A 3,301-nucleotide genomic window follows, 5' to 3' on the forward strand; every position below is an offset into this window, starting at 1 on the left:
GCGCTCTCCGGCGGCGGCGATCAACGACAGCAGAATCGTAATTGCGGCGAGCAGCACACACAGACCGGCCAATAAACCGACAAGCCGGGAACCTTGATCGACCGCGTTCACCACATCCGACACGGCCTTGCTTGTATAGGCAGCCTGAACTCCACTATTGCCGTCAAGCGTCTGCTTCAGATTATGCGCTCCAAGCAGCGTCGCCGGCTTCACCAGAACGGCTGTAATCTCCCGGTCCTCCCCTTGAAGCTCATGAACCGCCCAGGCGTAATCGACGGTGGTGAACACTGCCCGGTCATCCGGCGTGTTCAGCGTAGGCAGGATGCCGGTCACCGTATACAAAAAGCCTTCATGTGAATGTTCTTCCTCTTCTCCCTCTCCTCCACCGGCATGGCTCCCGGTCGCCTCTTCAGCGGAATGATGCTCCCCTTCCTCCACAAGCCCATGAGCGCCCGTGAACGAATCACCCACATGCAGGCCAAGCGTCTGCGCGACATGCGATCCGACAACCGCTTCTCCTGTCTTCGCATATAGCGCCCCTTCTTTCAGCTTGCGGTCGCCGTAACGTGTCAGAAAATACTCCGGATCGATGCCGACTACCGGAAATCCGTTGTAATTGTCTCCAGTCGTCATCGCATACGCCTTGTCCACGCCCGAATCGCTCTTCGCCTGATCCAGCACGCTGGCCGGAATATTTCCGGTAGGCGCGCCGATATGATAGAACGTATTCAGCACAAGCTGTGTTTCGCTGCCCTCTGCGCCAATGACGAGGTCAAATGGGCCGTATCCCTTCTCCGCCCCCTGCTCAACGCTGTCCCTGAACAGCGAGAACAGAACGATAAAGGCGACGGTCGCCCCAATTGCGCAAACAGTTAGAAAAGAAAGAAAAAGCCGATGGCGGATATTGCGCATCGACAATGAAAAAAGATTCATCCGGTGCTTACCTCCTGTGCGCCGCCTCTCCCGGCTTGATGCCCGGCATGCTTACGGATACGGTTCAGCTCTCTTATGTCCAGACATTTCGGAAAGCGCTGCGCCATGTTCAGGTCATGCGTGACGACAATCAATGTCTGCTGTCCGTTAGAGCTTAAGTCCAGCAGCAGTCGAGAAATTTCGTCGGCCGTCTCCCAGTCCAGACTGCCGGTCGGCTCGTCCGCAAGCACCAGCGGCGGGTTGTTCACAAGCGCTCGGACAATCGCCACCCGCTGCTGTTGACCCCGGGACAGCTGGGAAGGCATATGCTGCCCCCGGTCCGGCAGGCCCACTCTCTCCAGCCACTCGGAGATGAGCTTCTTTCTCTGCTTCGCAGGCATGCTGACGTTCATTGCGATTTCGATATTCTGACTGGCGGTAAGAGAAGGAATGAGGTGAAAATCCTGCAGCACATAACCGATGCTCATGGCCCGAAGGCGATCCCGCTGCGATTCCGTCATGCTGTGCAGCGGCTGTCCCTCCAAGTGAATCTCGCCCTTGTCCGGTACCTCGATTCCGCTAATTAAATGGAGCAGCGTGCTTTTACCGGACCCGCTGGGTCCGGTAATCGCCACCTGTTCACCTGATTCCACCTGCCAAACCGGAATATCCAGAATCGGCAGACTGCGCCCGTCGATCCGGAAGCTTTTGCCCAGGCCGGAAATTTGCAGCATGCTCGCTCCCCCTTAACGCAGCACAATCCGTTCGGAAAGCGAATCCCACTTCAGATTTTTGCCGGTCAACTGGCTGAAAGCGGACAGCGGAAGATATACGGTTCCGTTATCGTTATCTACCGTGAAAGATACAGCCTTGCCGTTTAGAGTCGCTGTCAGAGCCGACATGTTGATATTCAGCGTGTTTTTGCCAAAAGCGGCCTTCGAAACGGCGGAGCCGCTGCTGTAGCTTCCTCCAAGGGCTTTAATCAGCGCAGCCACGGGGTACAGCACTTCGTTATCGCGGTTGATTTTAAACTTCGGATAGATATATTTCGATTGAAGCTCGGCGGTTCTCTTGTCCAGATTAACCCCTACAATGGCGGCAGAAGCTCTGGCGATCTGAGTGTTGTCGACCTGTCCTTTAACCTTACCCGCGATAGGGCCATATGCCCATACTCCGACGTCGACGGCAGAATGCCCGTGTCCGGACCAGCCGACCAGCAGCCTTTTGGAAATAACGGCATTGTAGGCGCCCTCTTGCTTGTAGGAGGAACCGTCGCCTGCCAGAATCGCTTGCACCTCTTCGTCGGTCAGATCGTTAAATCCGGTATTCTCCGCCACAATGCTGCGGATTTCCTCCGGGGTCTTGGCCTCGGCAAGCTTGCTGGCGATGGACTCCGAAGAATGCTTCTGCTTGTCCCACAGGTCGATATTCAGCTCATAGATATTGTCGCGGGACAGGGACAAACCGCCCGTTTCATGGTCAGCGGTCACGACTACGGATGTGTTGCCGTCCTTCTTGGCGAATTCGATCGCAGTCTTGAAGGCGGCGTCGAAATCAAGCGTCTCCTGCACAAGCGTCGGGAAATCGTTGGCATGTCCGGCATGGTCAATCCGGCCGCCTTCGATCATCATGACGAACCCGTTCTTATCCTTGGACAAAATCTTCAACGCAGACGAGGTCATGGCCGCCAGGCTTGGAATTTCAGCTGTACGGTCCGGGGTATAGGCGACATGGGAGCTGCCGAACAGACCCAGCGCTTTGGTCGTGGAAGCCGGAAGAGCCTTCAGCGCGCTCGTATTCTCGACCACGGTATACCCTTTCGCTTTGAAATCGGGCAGAATATTTTTATCCGTCCGCTTGCCTTTCTCATCCTTGGTCACAAAAAATTGCTTGCCCCCGCCAAACAGCACATCCACGCCGCTATCCAGGTACTGGGAGGCAATGGCCGATTCGTTATCGCGGCTGCGGACATGCGACGCGTATACGGCAGGGGTGGCGTGGGTGATTCGCGCGGTGGTCACAAGACCGGTCGCCTTGCCGCTGCTCTCCGCCGCTTCAATCACGGAGGCGAAAGGCTTGGACACATCCGCATTAGATACGCTGATGCCCGCGTTGTATGTCTTATGGCCTGTCGCAAAAGCCGTGCCGGCGGATGCCGAGTCCGTTACAACCCCCGACACCACGGTGCCGCCGTCTTCGCCGCGGTCCGCATATGTAGTGGCCTGTCCGACATAATACGGGTCGAGATTGAGATGCTTGACTCCCTTTTTATACTGTTCATAATAACGGGTCGCCGAGATTTGCGCGGGTCCCATGCCATCGCCGATCAGGACGATCAAATTCTTGGACGGAGCTTTGGCGGGCGCCGGTGTCTTGGAAACGCCTTGCG

Annotated in this window: 3 protein-coding genes; all 3 read right to left on the bottom strand. The window is 56.4% G+C overall.

What is annotated here, in order from left to right; genetic code table 11:
* The coding region (locus L692_RS0103485) for an ABC transporter permease (RefSeq protein ID WP_025697255.1) at window positions 1–933 on the bottom strand (933 nt) is incomplete at its 3' end.
* The gene (locus L692_RS0103490; protein WP_025697258.1) at window positions 930–1,646 is read right to left on the bottom strand and encodes an ABC transporter ATP-binding protein; all 717 of its coding nucleotides are present in this window, start codon (window positions 1,644–1,646) and stop codon (window positions 930–932) included. The genes L692_RS0103485 and L692_RS0103490, both read right to left, overlap by 4 nt.
* A gap of 12 nt (window positions 1,647–1,658) precedes the next feature.
* Entirely contained in the window at window positions 1,659–3,251 is a 1,593-nt protein-coding gene (locus L692_RS0103495) for an alkaline phosphatase (RefSeq protein ID WP_232238724.1), read from the bottom strand.
* Window positions 3,252–3,301 lie beyond the last annotated feature (50 nt).

Origin of the sequence: Paenibacillus forsythiae T98 (assembly GCF_000520735.1) — a bacterium.
Classification (GTDB): Bacteria; Bacillota; Bacilli; order Paenibacillales; family Paenibacillaceae; genus Paenibacillus_AQ; species Paenibacillus_AQ forsythiae.

What these genes read in the sequence shown, in the direction of transcription:
- L692_RS0103490 (WP_025697258.1), bottom strand. Translation starts at nt 1,646, where the DNA reads ATGCTGCAAATTTCCGGCCTGGGCAAAAGCTTCCGGATCGACGGGCGC.